The sequence below is a fragment of the Parvibaculum sp. genome (assembly GCF_039973015.1).
Lineage (GTDB): Bacteria > Pseudomonadota > Alphaproteobacteria > Parvibaculales > Parvibaculaceae > Parvibaculum.
Window position 1 is genome coordinate 27,538 of record NZ_JBDWLT010000013.1, and the last position, 25,938, is coordinate 53,475.

Consider the following 25,938-nt stretch of genomic DNA (forward strand, 5'->3'; position numbering starts at 1 on the left):
GCAGGACGCCCGATGCTGAGAATTCTTTCGATAATTGCGGCCGTCTTTCTGGTGCTGCTCTTTGGCGGTCTGATGGCGGGCGGCTACATGATCTGGCGCCTCAATGAGGATCTGCCGGACTACACCAAACTTGCCAATTACGAGCCCCCGGTCATGACCCGCGTCCATGCGGGCGACGGCGAGCTCATCGGCGAGTTCGCGCGCGAGCGCCGTCTCTACGTGCCGATCAGCGCCATTCCGCCCCGGCTGGTCGACGCTTTCCTCGCCGCGGAAGACAAGAATTTCTACAGCCACGGCGGCGTCGATGCGATGGGCATCGTCCGCGCCGTTCTCGACAATGTCGTGAATATCATGCAGGACCGCCGCCTTGTCGGCGCCTCCACCATCACCCAGCAGGTCGCGAAGAACTTCCTGCTCTCCTCCGACGTCACCCTCGACCGCAAGCTGAAAGAGGCGCTGATCGCGATCCGCCTCGAACAGGCTTTCTCGAAGGACCGGATTCTCGAACTCTATCTCAACGAGATTTATCTCGGCATCGGCTCCTATGGTGTCGCTGCCGCCGCGCTCAACTATTTCGGCAAGCCGCTCGACGAACTCACCGTCGCCGAGGCCGCCTATCTCGCGACGCTTCCCAAGGGCCCGAACAACTACCATCCCTATCGCCATCGCGAACGTGCGCTCGCGCGGCGCAACTGGGTGATTTCGCGCATGGAGGAAGAGCGCTTCATCACGAATTATGAAGCCGCGGAAGCCCGTGCCGCCGATCTCGAGGTCTCGCTGCGCCGTCGCGGTGTGCAGATCCGCGATGCCTCCTATTTCGTCGAGCAGGTTCGCCGCGAACTCATCGGGATGTATGGCGAGGAAAAGCTCTATGAGGGCGGCCTGTCGGTGCGTACCACCATCGACACGAAACTTCAGGAGACGGTCTCGCGCGAACTCCGCGCCGGCCTCATCGCCTATGACCGCCGCCACGGCTGGCGCGGGCCCGTGAAGCAGCTCCAGCCCGGCGAGAACTGGCAGCAGGCGCTTGCCGCCATGACAGTGCCCGCCGATCTCGAACCCTGGACGCTCGCCACCGTGCTTGAGGTGGAGGCGGATGGCGTCACCGTCGGCCTTCGCCCGCAGCGGCTAGAAGATGCCAGCTTCTCGACGGAGATCGAGAAGGCGCGCATTCCGCTCTCCGCGATGACATGGGCGCGCGAAACCGTGAACCGCATCTATCTCGGCCCGGAGGTGAAATCGCCCTCCGATGTCGTCGCCGTCGGCGATGTCGTCTGGGTCGCGCCCGTTTTTGAGGACAAGAAGAAAGACCCCGTCCACTATGCGCTGATGCAGGTGCCGGAAGTGAACGGTTCCGCCCTTGCGATGGACCCGCATACGGGCCGCGTCCTCGCCATGCAGGGCGGCTTCAGCTTCGGCCTCAGCGAGTTCAATCGTGCGGTTCAGGCGCTCCGCCAGCCCGGTTCCGCCTTCAAGCCCTTCGTCTATGCCGCCGCACTCGACAAGGGCTTCACGCCCTCGAGCCTCGTTCTCGATGCACCCTTCGTGCTCGATCAGGGCGGCGACCTTGGTCTCTGGAAGCCGGAAAACTACGAAAAGAATTTCAACGGCCCCTCGACGCTGCGCTTCGGCATCGAGCATTCGCGCAACCTGATGACCGTGCGCCTCGCGCAATATGTCGGCCCGCAGACCGTCTCGAATTATGCGCGCCGCTTCGGCATCACCGACGACATGCCGCCCGTCTTGTCGATGGCGCTTGGCGCGGGCGAGACCACGCTCATGCGCATCGTCGGCGCCTACAGCATTCTGGACAATGGCGGCAAACGCGTGACGCCGACGCTGATCGACCGCGTGCAGGATCGTTTCGGCCGCACCATCTACAAGAAGGACGACCGCGACTGCCCGGCCTGCAATGAAAGCTGGGAAGAGGCGAAGGAACGCGCGAAGGGCGGCGAGGTCATGCCGCCCGAACTGCCGGATAATCGCGAACAGGTCGAAAATCCGCAGACCGCCTATCAGATGGTCTCCATGCTAGAAGGCGTCGTGCAGCGCGGCACGGGCTCCGCGGCAAAGGCTGTCGGCGTGCCGCTTGCGGGCAAGACCGGCACCACCAATGACAATCGCGATGCCTGGTTCGTCGGCTTCTCGCCCAATCTCGCTGCGGGCGTCTTTGTCGGCTTCGACGATCCTCTGCCGCTTGGCCGCGCCGAAACGGGCGGCCGCGCTGCCGCGCCCGTCTTCGCCGCGATCATGAAGGATGCGGTCGGCGGCAAGCCCGCCATTCCCTTCCGCGTGCCGCCGGGCATCACGCTGGTGAAGGTCAATCACAAGACGGGCCGGCTCGCCAATGGCGAAGGGGCCGGCATCATCCTCGAAGCCTTCAAGGAAGGCACCGAGCCGCGCGTTGAAGTCACCGCGCCCTCCGTCGGCCTATTCGGCAATGTGCCGGACCCCGCGGATATCTACAGCCCTGGCACGGACGATGCCGTCCCGGTGGAAGGCGCCGTGCTTGATGGCGGTGCGCCGCTCAGGCCGGAAGATCATGACGGTATGGACCTTTCCGGCGCGCCGGATGGAGATCCGCTGGCACCCGGTGCCGCCAGCGATAATGGAGAGACACAGCCGCAGGACAATCCCTTCATCCGTCCGGGTACGGATGGTGCGGATCGCGGTTCCGTTCCCGATGGCGGCGTCCCGACGGACAGGATTCCTGGCGCTGGCGGCGAAGAGCCGGACCGTTCCAGCGGCGGCTATTCCTCCGGCGGTGAAATCGGCTCCGGCACCGGCGGTCTCTACTGACATACGATGCCATCATCATTGGCGCGGGCGGCGCTGGTCTTTTCTGCGCGCTGACGGCGGGCAGGCGAGGGCGCCGTGTCCTCGTCATCGACCATGCCAAAAAGCCGGGCGAGAAAATCCGCATCTCCGGCGGCGGCCGCTGCAACTTCACCAACATCCACACGAGCGGGAAAAACTTCCTCTCGGATAATCCGCGCTTCTGCCTCTCCGCGCTGGCGGGCTTCCAGCCCTCGGCCTTCATCGCGCTGGTGGAGCGTCATGGCATCCAATGGCACGAGAAGACGCTCGGACAGTTGTTCTGCGATGGCTCGTCTCAACAGATCATCGACATGCTGCTGGCCGAATGTGAGAAGGGCGGCGTCACCCTCGCGCTCGAAACGGAAGTGAAATCCGTCTCGAAAAGCGAGAGCGGTTTCACGCTGGAAACCTCGAAGGGCCGTTTTGAAGCCGCCTCCCTTGTCGTCGCGACGGGCGGCAAGTCGATCCCCAAAATGGGCGCGACGGGTTTCGGCTACGATCTCGCGCGCCAGTTCGGGCTTCCCGTCCTGCCGACGCGCGCCGCGCTCGTACCCTTCACCTTCGGGCCGGAGCTGCGCGAACAGCTCGACGGCCTCTCCGGCGTCTCCGTCGATGCGGTAACCGCCTGCGGCAAGACGCGCTTTGCCGAGGCGCTGCTCTTCACCCATCGCGGCCTCTCCGGGCCCGCCATCCTGCAAATCTCGTCATACTGGAAAGAGGGTGACGAGATCGTCGTGAACCTCGCGCCGGGCCATGACGTCTTCGCCTTGCTTCGCGAGGCGCGCGTGAACCAGCCGAAACAGGATGTGGTGACGGCGCTTTCGCGCCTGCTGCCGAAAAGCCTTGCCGAGCGCCTTTGCGAAATGACGGAAGTCGAGGGCCGCCTCGCGGACCTCTCCGACAAGCGCCTTCGTGCGCTCGCCGAGCAGGTCAATGGCTGGCGCGTCAAACCTTCGGGCACGGAAGGCTTCCGCACGGCGGAAGTCACAGCAGGCGGCGTCGACACGAAACAGCTCTCATCGAAAACAATGGAAGCCCGCGATGTGCCCGGCCTCTATTTCATCGGCGAGGTCGTCGACGTCACCGGCCACCTCGGCGGCTTCAACTTCCAATGGGCCTGGGCCTCTGGCCACGCGGCGGGGCAGGCTATCTAGTCTTCCGCCAGAAACGTCATGGCCCGCTTCATGCGGGCCATCCACGTCTTTCTTCCAAAATGTCATTGCCGGACCGGCGCATAGCGCCTCGATCCGGCAATCCAGTAGGCGCGGAACGCGCCGTCCTCCAAAGACTCCTCCGCTGGGCAGTAATTTCTCTGACGCCAATCACCCTCACAGGTGTCACCCCGGCGAACGCCTGAAATTCTCGCGCCTACCGCACTTCCTCATACACAAAGTGCTGCATGCCTTGATATATCTTTCGAAAATCTTCTGGATTTTCGTCGAAAAGAAGAGCGAGCGAACGGCCGTCCTTCCGGCCCCACTGCTTGGCTCCATTTAATGATGTGCCGTAGATGTCGCCGCTACGACTCTCCGTCGGCTGGTCGCCGTAAACAGATCTGTTTATTGCTGCGATTTCGTCGGAAACAGAGCCGCCTGCCCGTCGCGTATCTCCCATCGCCTTCAACATGTTCCACATCATGTTACCGCCGGCGTTCGTTGCCTGGCCGATGATGCGGTTATTTGTGCTAATGATACGACCGATGTCCGCATTGAGATTGGGAGACAGCTCTCTTATGAATTTCTTTGGATTCTCGACGAGAAAAAGCGTCGACTCATCATTCAGTGCTTCGTTCGCACCCGAGATATAGGCAAGCGGGTTTAGCGGCGACTCCACATATCCAACCGTGTCCCGCTCATGGAATGCTTTCATGAGATCTGGCGCGGTGAACTGATCGAAATCGATACTGGTCCTGGCCTGTAGCTCCTGCGTTTCCGTTGGCATAGAGGGTGTCGCCGCCGTTGAAACGTCTATGGAGGATTGTTGCGACCATTTTCCCACAGACTTGGAGGAAAGCAGGTTGTTTGCATAGGCAGCCCATTGTTCGATCGAAATTGGGTTTAGCGACGTGGAGTCTCCGAGTTCGTAGCCCACGAGTGCTTCGGTACCGGGAAGAACGTCCGCGTTACGGAGTCTTGCGGTCTGATAAGCCCCCCCATTCGTCTTGAAGTTCATCTCATAGGTGACGAAAGACCAGGTTCGGTCGAACGAGATTATCTGGTTTCCTCGATCGGCGGCGCGGCAGACAAAACTCGCCAGAGGTATTGCTTCGTTTCCGACGAGAACGAAATCTTCCGCGCTGCTTTCCGAAATACCCGCCTTGTCGAGCGTCTCGTCGCACCGGGTCTTATCGGCTTTCGCGAGATAGGATGAAGCAGCGCCGATATATGGTTCGTAGCCGGAAAACGTCCCGGCGCTGGATTTGAAGAGGTCAAGTTCAGCGTTTGCCACTTCGATGTTGGCTATTGTGAATGGGCGTTTGGTGAGTGCAGTTTCATATTCTGCGAATGAAGATCGAAGCAGCTGCTCCACGCGCTGGTTCGTTGCCCGCATGATAGAATCGGCAAGGTCGGACCGTTCCTTGTCGGCATAGTGAGCGTAAGCCTGTCCGGTCTTAAAGACGCGATCAGCGTCTTTATAGCTGGAGCCTTCGGCTTCTATGTCCTTGATTGCTTGTTGCGCGTACTCCAGTGCTGCCTCGTCCCGCGTCTTCGTGGCTTGAAGAATCCAGCCGTCGGCTGCCGCCGCTTTCCCGCGAAAGACTTCGTTGTCGCGCACTCTTCCGCTGATTTCGATCGTATTCACGGAAGGACATTCGAATCCAAGCGCCGCCCTGATCAGACCGATCTGCGTTTGAAGTCTGGTGCGATCGCCGTCGAAAAGCGTCTTGTCCGGCGTATCGACGGTGACTGCCACTTTATCGCTGCAGGAAAAGCTGTCCGGAACAGAGAAAGTCGTTTCTCCGTCCGCGCCGAGCGGTCGCGCGAAACCCGGGGAGGAGATAAGGGAACTCACGAGGGAGCCCCAGAGGATACCCGTAAGCCAATGCCGCCTGCTCATTGTTATACCTATGCTGCTGGTTGCCAGCCGTTCGGTCCCTTGCACGCTGTCACGGTTTCGATGTGTTGTGTGCCATCCTTTGCTGTCACCGACTGTTCAACGGTCCGGCACAGGGTTTCGACGGTCGCCTCGTGCGTGACGATGTCGGCTTTGGCAATTTGTGCTGCGGCTGCTTGCGAAGGTGCTTCCGTATCCTTGGTGACGAGAGGTGCATATATAAATCCGCTACCCACACCGGATTTGCCAATCATAAACCAGGGCTCGTGCTTTACCTTGCCGATTACGCTGACGGATTCGCCGGCTTCAACGGACCCTACGAGTACATAGTCGGTTCCGGGGCCTCCGCGGACGTTCGCGCTCTTTTTCGCGCGAAAAACACCGCCCTCCTCAAACGAAAGGGGAGGGACATTCTTCACCTTTTCTTTCAGGACCGGTACAGCCACTTGTTCTGTGCGGGTCTGTGATGAGACGACTGTTGCTCGACCGGCGGTGCCATTGTCGGGACTGGACCAGCTTTGCGATTTTCCGTTGTTCAGCGCGTGCTGAGTTGATTGGGCCATTTTCTCGCGATCTTGGTCGTCGAGATATCGACCGATCTGGTTTCCGACAAAGGCACCGGCGGCCGCCCCGACAACCGTCCACAGGGCCTTGTTGTCATCGGAAGCGATGTTTCCCAGAACGCCGCCAGCGAGCCCGCCAAGCGCTGTACCCAGTGACTGATTGGACCCCGTAGTTTCGCAGGCAGTCAGAGAAAAAAGTGACAAAAAAAGAATAAGCGCTCGTAAGCTTCGGAATTTCATTGGTGGCCCCCCGGCAATTGGAAAATCAATGCTAGCGGTATGAGTATCAAAAACAATAATGAATGTGCCTCGGGTCCGCTTGTCGGTGTTTTTCGCTCGAAGTGCGCTTCGCAGACGAGCATATCGTGAGTGAATTGGAGAGGACGACAGCGAGGTTTGATAGCGTCCACCTTTACACCTCCCCCCATCCCCCCTATTTTCCGCGCCAGCGAACGGGCCGAATCCGGCCCGAGACACGAAATACCGGGAAGAGTTCACGCCATGCGCGCCGAGACGCAGACCCTCGCCGACGAAATCAAGCAGTCGCTCGCGCTGCTGAGGAGGCATCTTTGACTGGGATGCTGCCCTTAGACGTTTCGATGAGCTGACGGCGAAAGCCGAAGACCCCGACTTCTGGAACGATCCCGAAGAGGCCCAGGGCCTGATGCGCGAGCGCACGCGGCTGGAAGAATCGATCAACCGCTATCGCAAGCTCGAAGCCGCCCTCAACGACAATCTCGAACTGATCGAAATGGGCGAGGCCGAGGGCGACGACGCCATCGTCGCCGAAGCCGAGGTCGCGCTCAAGGCCGCGCGTGATGAGGCGGGCGAGGCCGAGATCGAGACGCTGCTCTCCGGCGAGGCCGATGCCAACGACACCTATGTCGAAGTCCATGCGGGCGCGGGCGGCACGGAAAGCCAGGACTGGGCGCAGATGCTGTTGCGCATGTATACGCGCTGGGCGGAGCGCCGCGGCTTCAAGGTCGAGCTGATGGAGCGCCATGACGGCGAAGAGGCGGGCATCAAGTCGGCCACCATTCTCGTCAAGGGCCACAATGCCTTTGGCTGGCTGAAGACGGAGTCCGGCGTTCACCGGCTCGTGCGTATCTCGCCCTATGACAGCGCCGCGCGCCGCCACACCAGCTTCTCCTCCGTCTGGGTCTATCCGGTGGTCGACGACAAGATCGACATTGATGTGAACGAGAGCGATTGCCGCATCGATACCTATCGGGCCTCCGGTGCGGGCGGCCAGCACGTCAACACGACGGACAGCGCGGTCCGCATCACCCACATCCCGACCGGCATTGTCGTCTCCTGTCAGAACGAGCGTTCGCAGCACAAGAACCGCGCCACCGCCTGGGACATGTTGCGCGCGCGTCTCTATGAAGCCGAGCTGCAGAAGCGCGAGGAGGTGGCCAATGCCGAAGCCGCCAGCAAGACGGAGATCGGCTGGGGCCACCAGATCCGCTCCTATGTCCTTCAGCCCTATCAGATGGTGAAGGACCTGCGCACCGGCGTCGAGACCTCCGACACGGAAGGCGTCCTTGGCGGCGACCTCGACAGGTTCATGGCCGCGTCGCTCGCCGCGCGCGTGAAGGGCGGCACGGAAGCCGTCGAGGATATCGACTAGGTCAGGGCTTGGGGCAGGGTTTGACGCAGGGCTTGGGGACGCGGGGATTACTTTTTTATTTCCCCCGGCCGCCGAAATCGCTCCGCACCCGTTCGCGCTCTGGACGCATCTCCTTTTCGGCCTCCCGTTTGTGCTTAATCGCCTGTGCCGTTCCGGCACATTTCCGGTCCCGCCTCGATATACGCTGAAGCGTACCTCTCCCGTCGCGGGACACGTCTCTTCCACGGGCAGGGCGTGTCGCGCGCGCCGGCCGGGATATCCCCGGCGCGGGGATAAGTCCGCCCAATATGACGGTTTGATGACGTTTCGATGACAGTCGGCGGGCGGATCGTGAAAACCCCAAGGTTTCTGCCACTTTCCGCGCGGGCAACGAAAGAGGCCGGAGACATGCGTCCCCGGCCTCGTTTTCCCCTCGAATTTCGTCGGCTTTACTGCGCGGCGGGCCGCTTCACCACCACGCCGCCATCGTTCACGACCACCGGGCTGTCATTGCCGGCGGCGGGGCGGGGCGTGGAGCCGAGGCCGTTGCTGCTCGCCGTGGAGGCGGGCGCTGCGGGCCGCGGTGTGGGCGATGTGCGGGCGGTCGAGCTCGACTGCTGGCTGATCGGGTCGTCCGAATGGCGGCAGGCACCTTCGAAGAACGCGCCCGTTTCCACGGCCAGCGCCTCATGCAGAATGTCGCCTTCGACATGGCAGGTCGAGGCGAGCTGAACGCGCCGTCCCCGGATCGTGCCGACCACGCGGCCGCGGATCACGATGTCGTCGGCAACCACTTCGCCGGAAATCGACGCTTTTTCGCCAATTGTCAGCGACTGGCTGCGGATATCTCCTTCCACCGTGCCATCGACCTGGATGTCGCCGGTGGCCGTCAGATTGCCATGCACCACCAGGTCGTTCGAGATGATCGACGGCGCGGTGCGCACATTGGGCCGCCTGCCGGCTGACCCGCTTGCGGGGGCCGCGGGGGCGGGTGCGGCCGCCTTGGTGTCGGTGTCTTTATCCTTGCTTCGCGAAAACATAATGCCCTGCCTCGATGAACTTGGAGGGGTTGCGAACGATACCGTCGAACCAGACCTCGTAGTGAAGATGGGGCCCGCTGCTGCGGCCAGAGGACCCGACTTTGCCTAGGACTTCACGGAATGCAATTTCCTGGCCAGCCTTGACCGAGATCTTGCCAAGATGGCCGTAACGGGTGCGGAAGCCATTGCCATGGTCGATTTCGACGATCCGGCCATAGCCGCCCTTCCAGCCCGCATAGGTCACGACGCCTGTCGCAGGCGCATAGATTGTCGCTCCGTAATAGGCCGCCATGTCCTCGCCGGAATGGAATGCCATGCGCCCGTTGAAGGGATCGCGGCGGGAGCCGTAGCTGCTTGTCTTGCGGTAGCTCACCAGCGGTGAGGCCAACGGCATTCTCGCAATGGAATCCTCAAGATCGGCCATTTTCTTGAGGTTTTGGCTTATCCTGAAAAGCTGTTTTGCGAAGGCGCTTTCGTCGCCGCCGCCAGCCAGCGCGTCGATATCGGCAAGGTCGATGAAGGGGCCGCCCTGGGCGTCGCCGCCATTCTCCGCCGTCCGCTCCAGCATCTCCTCGGGGTTCACCACCTTGGTCATGCTGATGATGGATTTCAGCTCGCGCACCCGCCTGTCAGTCACCTCTTCCACATTGTTGATGAGGCTCTGCTGCGCTGTGTCAAGCTGGGCAAGCCGTGTATCGATTGTGGAAACGATCGAGTTGTCGGCCCCTGCGCTCCCTGCAAGGCCAGCAAAATCAATGCCTTCGCCGCTGTCTATGACAAACGGCTCGAGGTCGGCGGTGCGCTCTGGACGGGCTGTGATATGGGCGATGTCAGGGCCCTCCGTGGCGCCGTCCACCCGCATCAGAACCGTATTGCCTTCGTCTCCCGCCGTGGTCGCGCCGGACACGGTGGCGGCGTAGCGGCGGCGCATCGTGTCGAGCTGGGAGCTCGCGGTCTGGCGCTGGCTCATCAGCGTGGCGAGCTGCTTGTGCTTTTCCTCAAGCTGATGTGTCGTCGCCAGGAAGCGCTCTTCGGTGATGACCAGCTGTCCGTTCAACTCGTCATAGGCGCCCTGAAGCTGCGCCAGACGCTCCTCATAGGCGCCCTGCATCTTGACGTAGCGCCGGTCCTTGGACGCGATGATCTGTTCCTTGAAGACCACGTTCACCGATGCGAAGGCGATCCAGCTCAGGAACGCGAATGCAATCGCCGCAAACGCGGTCTGCGTGAGCGGCGACAACGAAATGAACTGCACATGGCCATGGCTGCGGATATAGATCTGCCGCTCCACGTACATATGGCGCAAGAAATTGCGAAGTTTATCGGCCCAACCCTGCCGCTGGTGCATGCCCCTCAATGCCCCTTGATCCCCATTGTTATGTGCCTATTCCACCCCAATTTGGCACAGGCTGACAACATACGCCCGTAGAGTTTTGATGTTAATGGTTAATTTGAATTCACCATATTGCAGAAAAAGGCTCTGCCAACGAAATCGGCTTCATCCTGCCAAGGGCTCGTAGAAGTCGGGCTCGAGTCCCGCTGAGCTGCGTGCCTGCGCATTGAAGGGCGGTTTCAGCGCGCCGCGGAAGTGCTGCTTCACAAGCGCATGAAAGGTTTGCCGGGGCTCGATGTCGCGGGCCGTGCAGACATGGTGGAACCAGTGCGCCCCTGCAGCGACATGGCGTTGTTCTTCCGTGTAGATCGTATCGAGCACGTCCGCGCTTGCCTTGTCCCCGGCCCGGGTGAGCCGTTCGATCATGGCGGGGGTAACATCGAGGCCCCGCGCTTCAAGCACCATCGGCACGACCGCCAGGCGTGCGAGCAGATCATGAGCCGTCTCCTCGGCTGCCTGCCACAGCCCGTCATGGGCAGGCAGGTCGCCATAGCATGCGCCAAAGGCGGCGAGCCGCTCATCGAGCATCGTGAAGTGACGTGCCTCGTCGTCGCCGACGCCGATCCAGTCGTCGAAGAACGAGCGCGGCAGGTCCGGTTGCTGGAACCGGCCCGCCATGTCAAAGGCGAGGTCGATCGCGTTGAGTTCGATATGTGCAATTGAATGGAGAAGGGCAATGCGGCCCCGTTCGCCCTTGAAGCTGCGGCGCGGCATGTCGCGGGGAAGAAGAAGTTCCGGCTTTTCAGGCCGGTTCGGCCGTTCCGGCATTGCCGCGGCGCCGTCGGCTTCGAGGCTGCCCGCCCGCCATTTCGCGGCAACCTCGCGCGCCAGTGCCGCTTTTCCGCGCGCATCGCCGCAAAGCAGGACGTCGCGCGCGGCTTGCGCAAGAGATCCCGTTTCCCTCATCGCAGCTTATATACCCTTTGCCGCCGTCAGCACTTCTTCGGCATGACCGTTCACCTTGACCTTCGGCCAGACCTGCCGGATCACGCCTTTCTCGTCGATCAGGAAAGTGGTGCGGTTGATACCCATGAACTTGCGGCCATAGAGGCTCTTCTCGGCCCAGACGCCATAGGCTTCGAGCATCTTGCCGTCCTCGTCCGAAAGCAGCCTGACGGTGAGGTTGTGCTTGTCGCGAAACTTGCAGTGCTTCTCGATCGTGTCCTTCGAGATGCCGAGCACGACCGTATTGGCCGCATCGAACTTTTTCTTCAGCGCGCTGAATGCGATGCCTTCTGTCGTGCAACCGGGGGTATCGTCCTTAGGGTAGAAATAGAGAACAGCCTTCTTCCCCGCGAGAGATTTCAGCGAAACGGTGGAGCCGTCGTCGGCGGGAAGGGAAAAGGCGGGTGCCTTGCTGTCCGCCTGCGGGAGGCCGGCATCGGCGGGCTTGGCTTTTGGCTTGGCTGCCGGTTTTTTCGCGGCAGGCTTCCGGGCAGCGGGCTTGGCCTTCGTTGCTGTCTTTGGGTTTTTGGGGGTCGCTGCCTTCGCCATTTCCGTGCCTCCTTGTTGCCGTTTATCTGCTCGCGCGTCTCCGCGGCGGCTCAATATGGTCGTTCGCCTTTCGTCTGGCCAGCGCGTTAAGCCTCGCTTGCGAAATGCGGGGTGCCTGCTGGCAAAAATGCAGACTTCGCCGGGGGGAGGGGATAAAACCTCCTGACTCGCTTTCGCCTCAATTATGCGGTTTTCATAGCGTGGCAAGCGAGAGGAGCAGCAGCCTTTCTTGATCCGTCGTAGTAGCAAGATTTTATTGGAAGTGGTGGGTGTCGCCGTCGCCGTGACGGCCACGCTTTTTGCCGTTCTCGCATGGCAGCTTTCATCCGGTCCCGTCTCCCTTTCCCTTCTCAACCAGATGATTGAGGACGCAACCGCCCCCGAGCTCCAGGGCGGAAGGCTCGACATTGGGGATACGGTTCTCATCTGGTCGGCTGAAGACAGGGAACTCTCGCTCCGGCTTCGCGATGTGCGTCTCACTGGTGCCGACGGAAACCGGGTTGCCGGCGTACCGGAGGTTGCCTTCGATGTAAGCATGCCCGCGCTCCTCCGTGGCACCCTGGCACCCAAAGGTGTGGAACTGTTCGGCGTACGCGCCACCGTTCTCCGTCGTCCTGGCACGGGGATAACTTTGGCGTTGGCCGGATCCGACGGCGACGCCCCCGATCCCGATACACCATCCGTTGTCGGCCCAATGCTCGAAGCCCTTATCTCGGAAGGCGACACGTCCTCGCCGCTCGGCTACCTGTCGCGCTTCGGCATACGTAATGCCGAGCTTCGCTTCGTCGATGAAGTAAACGGTCTTACATTCGATGCGCCCGACGCGAACCTGATCATCTACAAGGGCGGCGGCGGCCTTGCCGGCGTTCTTCATGCGAAAGTCGCCATCGGGGATACGATGGCGACACTCGAAATGAACGGTGAACTGTCCGCTGGAGCCGACGAAGCGAATATCGAGGCGAGCATCGCCGATCTCGTGCCTGCCGCCCTGGCGCGCACCGCACCCTCGCTGTCGGACTATGGAATTTTCAATGCGCCGCTCTTTGCCGATGGCGAGTTGCGTATCGGTCGGGACGGTGCGCTTCGTTCTGGCCACCTTGCAGTCCGCGCTGGGGCCGGGGAGATCGACCTTCCCGCGCCCTGGAATACGACCATCCCGCTTGAGGCCGCCGAGGGCGATGTCACCATCGACGGATTGTTGCAGCGGTTGAAGCTCGAAAAGCTGGTGGTGAAGGCGGGCCCGCACGAGGCATCGCTGGGCGGTACCGTGGATTACCGGGTTCGCAAGGGGTTTGACATTTCCTCGGCGCGGGTCGCTCTCGTCGCGGACAAGTTTCATACCGAGGTTCCCGGTTTCTTTGTCGGACCTGTCGATCTCGAAAAGGCGACGCTGAAGGCGGATATCGATTTCGATGCCTTGAGCGCGGATATCGAGGAACTCTTTGTCGGTACGGGCGGTGGCGGTATCCGCCTGGCGGGCCAGATCGCCAATGCTGATCGTTCGCCCCTCGTGAAGATCAAGGGCGGCATTGATCCCATGCCTTTCGAGTCATTGAAGGCGATATGGCCGCTCCCCCTCGCAAAAGGAGCGCGCGAATGGGTTGGTAAAAATCTTTTGGGCGGTACGGTCGATAGCGGCTCTTTCGACATCGACCTTGCGGGCGGCATGATTGCCGATGCCGCCGACCATATCCCTTTGTCCGACGAAAATATCCGGTTCGAGTTCACCGCCTCCGGCCAGACCATGCATTATCTCGGTGATTTGCCGCCGATGGTGGAGGTTCAGGCTCGCGGTCGCGTCCTGGGTGATCGCTTTGATGCATGGGTGCCATCCGCCGTCATCCGCCAGGAGAGCAAGGGCGACGTCACGATCGGCGACGGCCATTTCTACAATGACGAGCTAAGCCGGAAGGGGGCGCCCGGGCATATCCTTTTCAAGGCGTCCGGCGCCACTGCGGATGTGCTCGGTGTACTCGACCATGAACCTCTGCACTTCATCCGCGATTTCGGGATCGATCCCGCGCAAGTAGGGGGAAGCGGGTCTCTCGAGGGCGAGATTTCCCTGCCTCTCGTGAAGCACGTGCAGATGGAGCAGGTGGACTTCTCGGGTAAGGCGCATATCGAAAACGCTTCGATACCGAACATCCGCGAGAATCTCTCGCTGACGGCCGGTACGCTCGACATGACGGTGAACCGGAGCGGGCTCACCGCGACGGGGCCCATCGTTCTCAACGGTGCGGCGAGCGTGAACCTCGAATGGAAAGAAAGTTTCAGTCCCGAAGTTACACCCGGTTCCGTCTACCGTTTGCGCGGTGAAGTGGATGACGAGGCCCTTTCCGCCATGGGGCTGAAACTCAGCCAGTTCGTTTCCGGGCCTGCCCTGGTCGACGCGACGATCATGGGCGATGGCAGTAACGTCGACCGGGCTTCGGTGAAGGCGGATTTGAAGAATGCTGTCGCGAAACTCGACGATGCATCCTGGCGCAAGGAACCGGGGGTGCCGGCGATGGCGAATTTCGATGTGCTCATCCAGGAAGATGGCGGTTATCGGCTGTCCGACTTCGTGCTGAGCGGGGAGGGGATAAGTGCCAGCGGCAATTTCACCATTGGCACCGGTGGGCGCCTGATCGCTGCCGATTTTCCAACGGTAAAGCTTGGTCCCGACAACGATTTCAGCTTCAAGGCCGGTCCGGCCGAAAACGCTGCGCTTGAAATGAGCATACGCGGGCAGCGCTTCGACGCGCGGCACGCTCTCGGCAATCTCTTTTCCGGCGGTGAGGGAATGCGGGAAGAGGCCGGAAGCGCGAGTGAAACGAGCGAGGCAATCTTGCTGGAAGATGTGCCCCTCGCCGACCCGCTGCGGCGCACGGCCTTCCGCGCCGATATCGGCACGGCGGTGGGCAACCACGGCACCAGCTTCAACAATGTCCGCCTGGATATGGTTGAGGTCGAAAATACGCTCTGGTCGATGGATGTGACGGCGACCGGCGAAGAGGGAAAGCCGGTCAGCTTCAAGGTCGGGCGGGACGGGGAGAGCGCGCGTCACCTGGAAATGACGTCGGGTAACGCCGGCGCGATCTTTCGGGGCCTCGATTTCACGCGAAGCATCCACGGCGGAATTCTTGATGTGAAAGGTGTTTATGATGACAGCAAGCCGGGTTCGCCGCTGAGCGGCACGTTGACGATCGAGGATTTCCGGATCGTGGATGCACCGGTTCTTGCGAATATTCTGACCGTCGGCTCCCTGACCGGCATTGGCGATACGCTGCGCGGCGACGGCATCCTCTTCACGCGCCTTGAGGTGCCATTCTCGATGACGGAAAGCCGTGTTCGCCTGAATGATGCCCGGATGTCCGGCCCGGCCATTGGCCTCACGATGGAAGGCCAGATTGACCGCGCTAGCGACCAGATCGACATGGAGGGAACGCTCGTTCCCGCATACACGATCAATTCCTTCCTTGGAAACGTCCCCGTGATAGGCCCGATAATCGTCGGTCGCGAAGGCGAGGGGATCTTTGCCATTACTTATAGCGTGCGGGGACAAACTGACGACCCCACTGTGGTGGTGAACCCGCTATCGGCAATTGCGCCCGGCTTCCTGCGCCGCATTTTCGAGTTCGGAGAAAACATGCCGCCCGAGCCGCAGAATCCGGTTTCGCCAACCGGTAAGTCGGCGCCCGCGAAGGTTGTGCCTTCGTTACCGGATACGCCGGCGGCATCGGAAGAAGAAGCGGAAATCCCCGCTTCGCCTCGGAGCGAAGCCGAGCCGGCCTCTGTTGCACCGCAAAATTAGACTTCTCTGTCAAATTTAGATTGCGGAGTTCAACTCCGCAGATATGATTTTCCCATTGGCGTTGGGCGCGGCTCTGGATGGAGGGCAAGCATATCTTCCATCCTCAGCGCGACGACTGCCGCCGAATGAAATATGGAACAAGCGGCAGGCAATAGCCGCGGAACGCCAAACAACAAGAAGAAGAATGAGAAGAATAAGGGAGCGTTCAGGAAGAGCCCTCTCCGGAAGCGGAGAGGGCTGACTTCTTTTTAGCTCGCGGGTTTCAGAAGCACATGCTTCTTCTTGCCCAGCGAAAGTTTAACGACGCCATCGCTCGTGAGGTTCTCCCCGGAGAGAACGGTTTTCTCGTCGCCGGTCTGCGCGTCGTTGACCCGCACAGCCCCGCCCTTGATCTGGCGGCGCGCATCGCTCGTCGAAGAGCAGAGCCCAGCCTGAACGAGAGCAGTAAGAAGACCGATACCGGCATCAAGTGCGTCCGCTTCGATTTCGACGGTCGGCAGGTCAGCGCTGAAAGCGCCTTCCTCGAAAGCGGTGCGGGCAGCATTGGCCGCCTTCTCGGCTTCCTCGCGGCCATGCAGCATGGCTGTCGCTTCGGTCGCGAGTATCTTCTTTGCTTCGTTGATCTCAGAGCCTTTGAGTGTTTCGAGGCGTGCAATCTCGTCAAGCGGCAGTTCGGTGAAGAGGCGCATGAAGCGTCCGACATCCGCATCTTCGGTGTTCCGCCAGTATTGCCAGTAGTCGTAGGGCGAAAGCATCTCGGCATTGAGCCAGACGGCGCCGGAGGCCGTCTTGCCCATCTTGGCGCCCGAGGAAGTCGTCAGGAGCGGGCTTGTCAGGCCGAACAGAGTAGAGCCGTCCACGCGGCGGCCAAGCTCAATTCCGTTGACGATATTTCCCCACTGATCAGAGCCGCCCATTTGGAGGTTGCAGCCATATTTGCGGTTCAGTTCCACGAAATCATAGGCTTGGAGGATCATGTAATTGAATTCGAGGAACGAGAGGTTCTGCTCGCGCTCAAGCCGGATCTTCACGCTCTCGAAGGAAAGCATCCGGTTTACTGAAAAATGGCGCCCGTAGTCGCGCAGGAAGTCGATGTACTGAAGATCGTCGAGCCAATCTCGATTGTTCACCATGACAGCGTCGGTCTTGCCCTCGCCGAAATTCAGGAACCGTGCGAAAACCTTTTTGATGCCCGCCAGGTTCTCGTCGATCTTCTCGTCCGTGAGCAGAGGCCGCGCATCGTCGCGAAAGCTCGGATCACCGATGCGCGTTGTGCCGCCGCCCATCAGCGTAATGGGCTTGTGCCCGGCTTTCTGAAGCCAGCGAAGCAACATGATCTGGACGAGACTGCCTGCATGGAGGCTCGGCGCCGTCGCGTCGAAGCCGATATACCCGGTCAGCATCCTTTCTGCAGCGCCCTCATCAATGCTGTCCGCATCGGAAAGCTGGTGGATGAAGCCGCGTGCTTCCAGTTCACGCAGGAAATCGGATTTGTAGCTGGACATCTTCAATGCTCGGGGTTTCGGTAGGCTTGAAAGCGCGGCTGGTGTATCACGCTTTGGCTGAGGGAAAAACGGATAAAGACCCATGATTCGAGCCCTGGGGCTGATGAGCGGCACCTCTCTGGACGGTATCGACGCGGCAGTCGTCGAAACCGACGGCGAGGGTGTTGTGCGAGCGGGTGCTTCGCTCTCCGTACCCTACAAGCCGGAAGAACGGCTCCTGCTCAGCATGGCGCTGGAGGCGGCGAAGACATGGGGGGCGGATCAGCCCATGCCAGAAGAGGTGGCAGAAGCCGAACGGCATCTGACTCTCGCCAATGCCATTGCGGTGCGTACGCTGCTGGCGCAGGCGGGGCTGAAGCCTGCGGATATCTCCGTTGTCGGTTTTCACGGCCAGACCGTGCTGCACCAGCCGGAGCGCCGCCGCACCGTACAAATCGGCCTTGGCGACGTACTCGCGCGGCTGACCGGCATTGATGTCGTAAATGATTTCCGCAGCGCCGATGTCGCAGCGGGCGGGCAGGGCGCGCCGCTTGTGCCGCTCTATCATCAGGCGCTTGCGCGGAGCGCCGGAGTGCAGGAGCCGATTGCGATCATCAATATCGGCGGTGTCGGCAACATCACCTATGTCGGCACGGACGGCTCACTGATTGCCTTCGACACGGGCCCCGGCAACGCCCTGATCGACGATTGGGCGATGGCGCATACCGGCGAACCGCTCGACCGCGACGGCGCCCTCGCGCTCGCGGGTGAGGCTGATATGGATGTTCTCGAACGGCTGATGAACCATGCCTTCTTCGATGCGCCCCCCCCAAAATCGCTTGACCGTTTCTCCTTCTCGCCGGAGGCGGTGGCGCACCTTTCGCCGGCGGATGGAGCGGCAACGCTCACGGCTTTCACGGTAGAAGCCATTGCGCGCGGCCTCGCGCATGTTCCAGGCGTGCCGTCGCGGTTCATTGTCTGCGGTGGGGGACGTCACAATCCAGTGCTGATGGCGATGCTCAGCAAGCGTCTGCAGGGTGGTGTTCTTCCTGCAGAAGACCTCGGCTGGAAGGGCGATGATGTCGAAGCGGAGGCCTTCGCCTATCTGGCGGTCCGCGCGCTTCGCGGCCTTCCGCTCAGCCTGCCCGCGACGACGGGCGTACCCGAACCCATGCCCGGCGGAAAGCTCCACCGGGCCGAAAAAGAAAACTAGCGAAAAGGTGGTCAGCCCTTCTCCGGGCCGTCTGCGAGGCGCTTGTCGAGATAGGTGCCGACGGTTGCGAGAAGCGGTTCCAGCTTGTTCTCGAAGAAGTGGTTGGCGCCGTCCACCGTCGCATGCTCGATGGTGATGCCTTTCTGAGTCTTGAGCCTTTCCACGAGCTTCAGCACATCGGCCTGCGGGGCGACCTGATCGATCCCGCCATTGACGATGATGCCGGAAGAGGGGCAGGGCGCGAGGAAAGAAAAGTCATACATGTTGGCGGGCGGGGCGACCGAGATGAAGCCTTCGATCTCCGGCCGGCGCATCAGCACCTGCATGGCAATCCAGGCGCCAAACGAAAAGCCGCCAATCCAGCATTGTGAGGCATCCGAATTCTGGGATTGCAGCCAGTCCAGCGCCGCCGCCGCATCCGACAACTCGCCGATACCGGAATCGAAGCTGCCCTGAGAGCGTCCGACGCCGCGGAAATTGAAGCGCAGCACCGAGAAGCCGCGGTTCACGAAGGCCTGAAACAGCGCATAGGTGACCGGGTTGTTCATCGTGCCACCGAACTGCGGATGAGGATGCAGGACGAGTGCAACGGGGGAATTGGCCTTCTTGCTATGGTGATAGCGGCCTTCGATACGGCCTGCCGGACCATTAAAAATCACTTCGGGCATGTTTGGGTCTGTCTCAAGCTACGCTGTGTCAGGGGGTGCGGCCTATTTCCCAGTAGATATATGGGAGAAATTATCCGCAAAAAGGCACCGATTCCTCTGGAAAATCTGCCATGAGGTGTTAAATAGTTGACTGTGGCGCTCGGAGATCATATGGCCTTGCGCCGAGCCTTTGGAAATCGGTTCCATTCCTGCTGCCCGCTCTGGCGAAAAGGCGGGAAGCGACCGGTATCCTAGGGCGCACGTTCTTAACACAGGCGATGGCCGGTTGTGCAAGCTTTTGACCGCCCTTGCCCCTGTCATGAAGGAGCAGATCGTGAAGCTCACCACCAAAGGGCGCTATGCCGTAATGGCGATGGCCGATCTGGCGCGTCATTCATGCGGCAACCCCGTGGCGCTTGCCGAGATTGCGGACCGCCAGGAAATTTCGCTTTCTTACCTGGAACAGCTTTTCGCGAAGCTCCGGCGCGGCGATCTGGTGAAGAGCGTGCGCGGGCCGGGTGGCGGTTATCTGCTGTCGCGTGAGGCTGATGAGATACGCATTTCTGATGTCATTCTGGCCGTGGACGAGCCCATCAAGGCCACGCGCTGTGAGCTTGGGTCGCCAAAAGGGTGTCTGCCTTCCTCTGGGCGCTGCATCACGCATGATCTTTGGGAAGGCTTGAGCCATCAGATTCAGCTCTATCTGGGGTCGGTTTCGCTCGGAGACGTGATCGAAGGACGCATTGCCGGTCGTACCGGCTTTGACAGTCGCCCGCAGCCCGAAGCGACGATCTCCGCAAACGCCGCCGACTGACGGCTTTCGACAATCATTGAGACTGCTGAGGCGATGACGAACAGACGCGCCTATATGGACCATAACGCCACCACACCGCTGCGCCCCGAAGCGCGGACGGCTGCGGTCGAGGCGTTGGATGTCCTTGGCAATCCCTCCTCGGTGCATACCGAGGGCAGGGCTTCCCGCGCGCTTGTCGAAACGGCGAGGCGCGAGGTCGGCGAGCTGGTGAGTGCAAAACCCGCCGAGGTGGTTTTCAGCAGCGGTGGTACGGAAGCGGCAGCGATGGCCGTCCACGCCGCGAAGGCGGCTCTCGGCGTGAGGCGGCTCCTTGTTTCCGCGGTGGAGCACGATGCCGTTCTCTCGGCAGCGGAGGCGAGCGGACTTGCCGTGTCGCTGATACCGGTCGATGGCGAAGGCCGCACCGATCTCGCGGCGTTGAAAACGATGCTTGAGGCCGCGGATACCCCCGCCCTTGTTGCTCTGATGTATGCAAACAACGAGACGGGCGTCATTCAGCCCGTCGCGGAGGCGGCCTCGATCACTCATAAGGCAGGTGCGTTCCTGCTCTGCGATGCCGTGCAGGGGGCGGGCAAGGTACCGGTGGATTTCGCAAGCCTTGGAGCAGATATGATGGTTCTTGGCGGGCACAAGCTGGGCGGTCCTATGGGGGTCGGTGCTCTCGTTGTTCGCACCGGATTGCCTTTTGAAGCGCGCAGCGTCGGGGGCGGACAGGAGAGCCGACGCCGGGCGGGAAGTGAAAATGTGAGCGGCGTAGCCGGGTTTGGTGCTGCCGCGCGTGCCGCGAGTAATGGTTTGGGAGAACTCGCGGTGCTGCGCGACGGGCTTGAGGTTCGTATCGCGAAAATCGCGCCAGATGCGGCTTTCTTCGGTGCAAAGGCATCCAGGTTGCCCAACACCAGCTATTTTTCTGCACCCGGTCTCGATGCCGAGACACTGTTGATGGCGCTCGATCTCGACGGGCTGGCCGTGAGCGCGGGGGCTGCCTGCTCTTCGGGCAAGATTGGTCGCCCGCGTGTTCTCGATGCGATGGGCGTACCGGATGAACTGTCGCGCGGTGCAATCCGTGTGAGTCTCGGCTGGACGAGCGAAGCGGCGGATATTGATCGTTTCGTGGATAGCTGGTCTCGCGCCTATGAACGTATTCGCGCCAGAACGACGAAATTGAATGCAAGTGGAACCGTGAGCGGCCGGGCCGATGCCCCTCTCGCGGCAGTGGAGAGTTAACATGGTTGCGGTAAAGGAAACCGTCGAAACCGTTCGCGAAGCCGAGAAGTACAAGTACGGCTTCTTCACGGATATCGAATCCGAAAAGGCCCCGCTGGGGCTGACGGAAGATACGGTGCGTTTTATTTCCGCGAAGAAAAACGAGCCCGCATGGTTGCTTGAATGGCGGCTTGATGCCTTTCGCCGCTGGCTGACATTGACGGAGCCCACCTGGGCCAAGGTTACTTATCCTCCTATCGATTTTCAGGATGCCTATTACTATTCGGCACCCAAGCAGTCGGCGAAGCTTGAAAGTCTTGATGAAGTCGATCCGAAGCTACTCGAAACCTACGAGAAGCTGGGCATTCCGCTCACCGAACAGAAGATGCTGGCCGGCGTGGCGGTCGATGCGGTGTTCGACAGCGTATCCGTCGTTACGACCTTCAAGGAAAAGCTCGCCGAAGCGGGCGTCATCTTTTGTCCGATGTCCGAAGCGGTGAAGAACCATCCGGAACTGGTGAAGAAATATCTGGGTTCGGTCGTGCCAACCTCGGACAACTTCTATGCAACGCTGAACTCCGCCGTCTTCTCGGAAGGTTCCTTCGTCTACATCCCGGAAGGCGTCCGCTGTCCGATGGAGCTCTCGACCTATTTCCGCATCAATGAGGCGCAGACCGGCCAGTTCGAACGGACGCTCATCATCGCGGACAAGGGCTCCTATGTAAGCTACCTCGAAGGCTGCACCGCACCGCAGCGCGACGAGAACCAGCTTCACGCCGCGGTCGTCGAGCTTGTCGCGCTCGAAGACGCCGAGATCAAATATTCGACCGTGCAGAACTGGTTTCCAGGCGATGAAGACGGGAAGGGCGGCGTCTACAACTTCGTGACGAAGCGCGGCGATTGTCGCGGCAAGAACTCGAAGATTTCCTGGACGCAGGTCGAGACCGGCTCGGCCATTACATGGAAATATCCAAGCTGCATCCTTCGCGGCGACAATTCGCGCGGGGAGTTCTATTCGATTGCGATCTCGAACGGCCATCAGCAGGTGGACAGCGGAACGAAGATGATTCATCTCGGCCGCAACACCACCAGCCGCATCATTTCCAAGGGTATTTCGGCGGGGCAGTCGTCGAACACCTATCGAGGTCTCGTGAGCGTCCACCGCAAGGCCGAAAACGTGCGCAATTTCACGCAGTGCGACAGTCTGCTTATCGGCGACCGCTGCTCCGCGCATACGGTTCCTTATATAGAGACGAAGAATCCTACCGCCGTTCTGGAGCATGAGGCGACCACCTCGAAGATCAGCGAGGATCAGCTTTTCTACTGCATGCAAAGAGGGATAGGCGAAGAAGAGGCGGTTGCTCTCATCGTCAACGGTTTTTGCCGCGACGTGCTTCAGCAACTTCCTATGGAATTTGCCGTCGAGGCGCAAAAGCTCGTCGGCATCAGTCTCGAAGGCAGCGTCGGCTGACGTTCAGAACGAAAGAAATGAGTATGCTTGAGATCAAAAACCTGCATGTCACAGTGGATGGAAAGGAGATCCTGAAGGGGATCAATCTCGACATCGGCGCGGGTGAAGTACATGCCATCATGGGGCCTAACGGTTCCGGCAAGTCGACGCTTTCCTATGTTCTTGCAGGCCGCGACGGGTATGAAGTGACCGAGGGCTCGGTCCGCTTCAAGGGCAAGGATTTGCTGGATATGAGCGTGGACGAACGGGCCGCCGCAGGCGTTTTCCTCGCCTTTCAGTATCCGCTCGAAATACCGGGCGTCACGACCATGAACTTCCTGAAGACCGCGCTCAATGCGCAGCGCAAGGCTCGCGGCGAAGAAGAGCTCGATGCCGTGCGTTTTCTGAAGCTTGTGCGGGAGAAAGCGAAGCCGCTGAACGTCACCGATGACATGCTGAAGCGGGCACTCAATGTCGGTTATTCCGGTGGCGAGAAGAAGCGCGCCGAAGTGCTTCAGATGTCGTTGCTCGAACCGGCGCTGGCGGTCCTGGACGAAACGGACTCGGGCCTCGATATCGACGCGCTCAAGACTGTTGCCGAAGGCGTCAACGCGCTGCGGTCGCCCGAACGTGCGATGGTCGTCATCACCCATTATCAGCGTCTTCTCGACTACATCGTCCCGGATGTCGTGCACGTTCTTTCGAGCGGTCGGATCGTGAAAACGGGCGGAAAGGAGCTGGCGCATGAACTCGAAAAATCAGGTTATGCCGGCTATGGCGCGGATGCCGCGTGAGCAAGATCATGAGTGAAAAGGCAGCACAGAAATTTATCGAGACATACCGGGGCGCTCAGGACGTGCTGCCTGGCGCTGACGGTTGGTTGGCGCGTCGCCGCGAGGCGGCGATAGACGCCTTCACGCAAACCGGTCTTCCCCATCGCCGTCTGGAAGAGTGGAAATACACGGATCTTCGGCAGGTGCTGGATAGGGCGAACCTCGTCCCGGCGCCCGCACATGACGGTGCGTTGGTGCTGCCGGAATCGCAGTCGGCCACGGCATTTTCTGCAATCGGCAAATATGTTCTGGTTTTCGTGAACGGAGTTTATCAGCCAGGTTTGTCGCGGCTCGCGCATTTCCCGAAGGGGGCGGAACTGTGTGCGCTGGCGGAGGTGCTGCACGAACAATGGGCAAAGGATATTGTCGAGCGACGCTTCGACGAGGCACGCCAGGCGGAGAACATCGTAGATCTTAATACCGCGCTGATGAGCGACGGTGCCTGCCTGCGTATCCGAAAGGGCGTGAAGCTCGACAAGCCTCTTCATCTGCTTTTTCTCGGCGCGGATGCAGGTGCGTCCCATACGCGCAATTTGATTCTGCTCGAGGATGAGGCTGAAGCCACAATCCTCGAAACCCATATTGGGGAAGTCGCGTCTTTCGCAGATATCGTGACGGATGTTGCGCTTGGTGAGGGCGCGAAGCTCGATCATGTGAAGCTGCAGGACGAGTCTTCGGAAGCCATCCATCTTTCGACGATGAGGGCGAGGCTTGCCGCATCATCGAAACTTTCCAGCTTCACACTCACGCTCGGCTGTGGTGTTTCGCGCTGTCAAAACTTTGTTCTGTTCTCAGGCGAGGGGGCAGAGGCAAATGTCGACGGTGCCTATGCATTGAACGGCAAGCAGCATTTGGATCATTTCTGTGTGATCGATCACGCTGTTCCCGGCTGCACCAGCCACACGCTTTTCAAGGGCGTACTCGACGGTGCCTCCGAAGGTGTTTTTCAAGGCAAGGTCGTTGTGCGTCCGCAGGCGCAGAAGACCGATGGCCGCCAGATGACGCATGCGCTGCTCCTCTCGCGCGATGCAGCGATGAACGCAAAGCCGGAACTTGAAATCTACGCCGACGACGTGCAGTGCGCGCACGGCTCCACGGTTGGAGAGCTTTCGAAAGACGCGATCTTCTATCTGCGCTCACGCGGTATTCCCGAAGCGGAAGCGCGCCGTCTGCTTGTTCTCGCCTTTCTGGATGAGACGCTGGAACTTGCTTCGCATGAAGGCGCACGCGATGCGCTGAAGCTGCTCGTTTCGGACTGGTTTTCGGAGGCAGGATTATGAACGTCCCGGCTATTACCCGAACAGGATATGATGTCGATAAGATCAGGGCTGACTTCCCGATCCTTTCGAGCATGGTCTATGGAAAACCGCTGGTCTATCTCGACAATGCGGCGTCGGCTCAGAAGCCGCAAGCAGTCATCGATGCAATTAGCGATGCTTATGCGAAGGAGTATTCGAACGTCCACCGTGGCATGCACTATCTCTCGAACACAGCGACCGAAAAGTTCGAGCAGTCTCGCGAGACAGCCAGGGCCTTCCTCAATGCCGCTTCGACAGACGAAATTGTCTTTACCTCTGGTGCGACCGACGCGATCAATCTGGTCGCCTCGTCTTTCGCGGAACCTCGCGTCGAGGCGGGCGACGAAATAATTCTCTCCGTCCTTGAACACCACTCGAACATTGTGCCCTGGCATTATCTGCGCGAGCGTCATGGTGCCGTCTTGAAATATGTCCCTGTTACGGACGAAGGCGACCTCGACGTCACGGCTTATGAAGAGCTTTTTACGCCGCGTACGAAAATGGTCGCGCTGACGCAGATGTCAAATGCGCTCGGCTCCATAACGCCGATCAAGGAGATGATCCGCCTCGCGCATGAACGGGGTGTGCCGGTGCTCGTCGACGGCTGTCAGGGCGTCGTCCACATGCCGACAGACGTGCGCGACCTCGATTGCGACTTTCTTGTGTGCTCCGGCCACAAGCTCTACGGCCCGACGGGTATCGGACTTCTTTACGGTAAAGCCGAACATTTGAAATCCATGCGCCCCTATCGTGGCGGCGGTGAGATGATCCGCGAAGTGTCGCTTGAAAATGTGACCTATGCAGCACCTCCCCACAGGTTCGAGGCAGGAACGCCCGCAATTGTTCAGGCTATTGGTCTTGGTGCCGCGCTTTCCTATATCGAAACGATAGGTCGTGAGAAGATTGCCGCCCATGAGATGAGGCTCAGGGACTACGCAACGCGCCGCCTCTCGGAGATCAACTCTCTCCGTATCATCGGCACCACCAAGGCAAAGGGCAGCATTGTTTCTTTTGTCATGGAGAATGCACATCCCCATGACATCGCGACCGTGATCGACAGGGCGGGTGTAGCCGTAAGGGCAGGGCATCATTGTGCCCAACCCGTCATGGACCGGTTTGGCGTCGGCGCAACGACCAGGGCTTCATTCGGCATGTATAATACGCTGGAGGAAGTGGACCGGCTCGCCGAGGCGTTGATCGATAGCAAGAAGTTCTTTGGATAAGGATCGC

The 25,938-nt window shown here is 60.4% G+C and carries 19 protein-coding genes; 11 read left to right on the forward strand and 8 right to left on the reverse strand.

Annotated features, from left to right (window positions below):
- Positions 1–12 precede the first annotated feature (12 nt).
- The gene (locus ABJO61_RS16745) at positions 13–2,799 is read left to right on the forward strand and encodes a penicillin-binding protein 1A (RefSeq protein ID WP_348324449.1); all 2,787 of its coding nucleotides are present in this window, start codon (positions 13–15) and stop codon (positions 2,797–2,799) included.
- Between the two features lie 50 nt (positions 2,800–2,849).
- Entirely contained in the window at positions 2,850–3,971 is a 1,122-nt protein-coding gene (locus tag ABJO61_RS16750; protein ID WP_348324580.1) for an NAD(P)/FAD-dependent oxidoreductase, read from the forward strand.
- A gap of 214 nt (positions 3,972–4,185) precedes the next feature.
- Here the strand turns inward: ABJO61_RS16750 and ABJO61_RS16755 are convergent, their stop codons facing one another.
- Together ABJO61_RS16755 and ABJO61_RS16760 are read right to left on the reverse strand one after the other, a co-directional pair.
- Positions 4,186–5,829 carry a hypothetical protein gene (locus tag ABJO61_RS16755; RefSeq protein WP_348324451.1) on the reverse strand — a complete coding sequence of 548 codons (1,644 nt, stop codon included), beginning with the start codon at positions 5,827–5,829 and terminating at the stop codon, positions 4,186–4,188.
- A 53-nt stretch (positions 5,830–5,882) separates the two neighbouring features.
- The gene (locus ABJO61_RS16760; RefSeq protein WP_348324453.1) at positions 5,883–6,674 is read right to left on the reverse strand and encodes a glycine zipper domain-containing protein; all 792 of its coding nucleotides are present in this window, start codon (positions 6,672–6,674) and stop codon (positions 5,883–5,885) included.
- A gap of 261 nt (positions 6,675–6,935) precedes the next feature.
- Between ABJO61_RS16760 and prfB the strand changes: the two genes are divergently transcribed.
- A protein-coding gene (prfB, locus tag ABJO61_RS16765; RefSeq protein WP_348324455.1) for a peptide chain release factor 2 occupies positions 6,936–8,064 on the forward strand; the annotation gives its coding sequence in 2 pieces (ribosomal slippage) (positions 6,936–7,004 and positions 7,006–8,064; 1,128 coding nt in all).
- A 428-nt stretch (positions 8,065–8,492) separates the two neighbouring features.
- On the opposite strand, the gene ABJO61_RS16770 is transcribed toward prfB, so the two are convergent.
- From ABJO61_RS16770 to bcp, 4 genes are all read right to left on the reverse strand, one after another.
- Entirely contained in the window at positions 8,493–8,987 is a 495-nt protein-coding gene (locus tag ABJO61_RS16770; protein WP_348324457.1) for a polymer-forming cytoskeletal protein, read from the reverse strand.
- A gap of 73 nt (positions 8,988–9,060) precedes the next feature.
- The gene (locus ABJO61_RS16775; RefSeq protein ID WP_348324459.1) at positions 9,061–10,431 is read right to left on the reverse strand and encodes a peptidoglycan DD-metalloendopeptidase family protein; all 1,371 of its coding nucleotides are present in this window, start codon (positions 10,429–10,431) and stop codon (positions 9,061–9,063) included.
- 150 nt (positions 10,432–10,581) lie between these two features.
- Positions 10,582–11,382, reverse strand: coding sequence for a ferritin-like domain-containing protein (locus tag ABJO61_RS16780; protein WP_348324461.1), 801 nt, complete (start codon positions 11,380–11,382; stop codon positions 10,582–10,584).
- 6 nt (positions 11,383–11,388) lie between these two features.
- A complete protein-coding gene (gene bcp, locus ABJO61_RS16785) occupies positions 11,389–11,970 on the reverse strand; it encodes a thioredoxin-dependent thiol peroxidase (RefSeq protein ID WP_348324462.1) in 582 nt (193 codons plus the stop codon).
- A 229-nt stretch (positions 11,971–12,199) separates the two neighbouring features.
- On the opposite strand from bcp, the gene ABJO61_RS16790 reads away from it, so the two are divergent.
- Complete coding sequence (locus tag ABJO61_RS16790; protein ID WP_348324464.1) at positions 12,200–15,763, forward strand: AsmA-like C-terminal domain-containing protein; 3,564 nt, start codon at positions 12,200–12,202, stop codon at positions 15,761–15,763.
- A gap of 248 nt (positions 15,764–16,011) precedes the next feature.
- On the opposite strand, the gene tyrS is transcribed toward ABJO61_RS16790, so the two are convergent.
- Positions 16,012–17,268 carry a tyrosine--tRNA ligase gene (tyrS, locus tag ABJO61_RS16795; protein WP_348324466.1) on the reverse strand — a complete coding sequence of 419 codons (1,257 nt, stop codon included), beginning with the start codon at positions 17,266–17,268 and terminating at the stop codon, positions 16,012–16,014.
- Positions 17,269–17,350: 82 nt separating this feature from the next.
- Between tyrS and ABJO61_RS16800 the strand changes: the two genes are divergently transcribed.
- The gene (locus ABJO61_RS16800; RefSeq protein ID WP_348324468.1) at positions 17,351–18,460 is read left to right on the forward strand and encodes an anhydro-N-acetylmuramic acid kinase; all 1,110 of its coding nucleotides are present in this window, start codon (positions 17,351–17,353) and stop codon (positions 18,458–18,460) included.
- 11 nt (positions 18,461–18,471) lie between these two features.
- Here the strand turns inward: ABJO61_RS16800 and ABJO61_RS16805 are convergent, their stop codons facing one another.
- A complete protein-coding gene (locus tag ABJO61_RS16805; protein ID WP_348324470.1) occupies positions 18,472–19,128 on the reverse strand; it encodes an alpha/beta hydrolase in 657 nt (218 codons plus the stop codon).
- 265 nt (positions 19,129–19,393) lie between these two features.
- Between ABJO61_RS16805 and ABJO61_RS16810 the strand changes: the two genes are divergently transcribed.
- Genes ABJO61_RS16810 through ABJO61_RS16835 form a run of 6 tightly spaced genes read left to right on the forward strand, consistent with a single transcriptional unit; the run spans position 19,394 to position 25,931 of the window.
- On the forward strand, positions 19,394–19,921 hold the full coding sequence (locus tag ABJO61_RS16810; protein WP_348330860.1) for an Rrf2 family transcriptional regulator: 528 nt from the start codon (positions 19,394–19,396) through the stop codon (positions 19,919–19,921).
- A gap of 33 nt (positions 19,922–19,954) precedes the next feature.
- The gene (locus tag ABJO61_RS16815; RefSeq protein WP_348324474.1) at positions 19,955–21,148 is read left to right on the forward strand and encodes a cysteine desulfurase family protein; all 1,194 of its coding nucleotides are present in this window, start codon (positions 19,955–19,957) and stop codon (positions 21,146–21,148) included.
- 1 nt (position 21,149) lies between these two features.
- Complete coding sequence (gene sufB / locus ABJO61_RS16820; RefSeq protein WP_348324476.1) at positions 21,150–22,598, forward strand: Fe-S cluster assembly protein SufB; 1,449 nt, start codon at positions 21,150–21,152, stop codon at positions 22,596–22,598.
- Between the two features lie 23 nt (positions 22,599–22,621).
- Positions 22,622–23,371 (forward strand): Fe-S cluster assembly ATPase SufC, encoded by a 750-nt coding sequence (gene sufC / locus ABJO61_RS16825; RefSeq protein ID WP_348324478.1) that lies wholly within the window; start codon positions 22,622–22,624, stop codon positions 23,369–23,371.
- A complete protein-coding gene (gene sufD / locus ABJO61_RS16830) occupies positions 23,368–24,690 on the forward strand; it encodes a Fe-S cluster assembly protein SufD (protein ID WP_348324480.1) in 1,323 nt (440 codons plus the stop codon). Before sufC ends, sufD begins: the two co-directional genes overlap by 4 nt.
- Positions 24,687–25,931: a cysteine desulfurase gene (locus ABJO61_RS16835; RefSeq protein WP_348324482.1), complete on the forward strand. Its 1,245-nt coding sequence runs from the start codon at positions 24,687–24,689 to the stop codon at positions 25,929–25,931. The genes sufD and ABJO61_RS16835 overlap by 4 nt, the downstream gene beginning before the upstream one ends.
- Positions 25,932–25,938: the final 7 nt, after the last annotated feature.